The organism is Neisseria sp. P0021.S006 (assembly GCF_051956895.1).
In genome coordinates, this window is the sequence record NZ_JBQCWZ010000956.1 from 1 (window position 1) to 565 (window position 565).

General features: G+C 47.3%; 1 pseudogene. It reads left to right on the plus strand.

Going from position 1 to position 565, the window contains the following annotated elements:
* Positions 1–149: 149 nt before the first annotated feature.
* Positions 150–565: pseudogene (locus ACTHUM_RS18125) on the plus strand (ABC transporter substrate-binding protein); the annotation flags it as partial.

A 565-nucleotide genomic window follows, 5' to 3' on the forward strand; every position in this document is an offset into this window, starting at 1 on the left:
GCCCTATATAAACACTATCCCTTCGTTTTAATGATGAAACTTTTTATTCCGAAATATGTCTACTCACTCGTTTCACTTGAAAAAAGATTCAATACCTTTTAAATTCACAAAAAGATAATGGTTATCATCATATTTTAAAGGAATGATTCATGAGATTTACGCAACTTTCTGCTTTGATTGCCACCGCAGCTTTATCAGTCGGCTCCGTATCCGCTTTTGCCAAACCCGTTCAGCTGACCGATATCCTCGGCCGTAAGGTAACTGTCGACCTGCCTGCCAAGCGCGTGGTTTTGGGCTTCTACTACCAAGACTACATGGCCATCGGCGGTAAAACCGCGCTGGACAACGTCGTCGGTTTTTCCAAAGCAGTTTGGGCCGACTGGGCGCCGCCAAGCTGGGCGGCATTCAGCAAAGCCGTGCCTAAACTGAACCAGCTTGCCGACGTGGGCGAAGTGGAAGTCGGCACTTTCTCGATTGAGAAAGTATTGGCACTGAAACCCGATTTGCTGGTTTTGGCCGAATGGCAATACAAGGCTTTGGGTTCCGATCTCGACCGCATCAACAA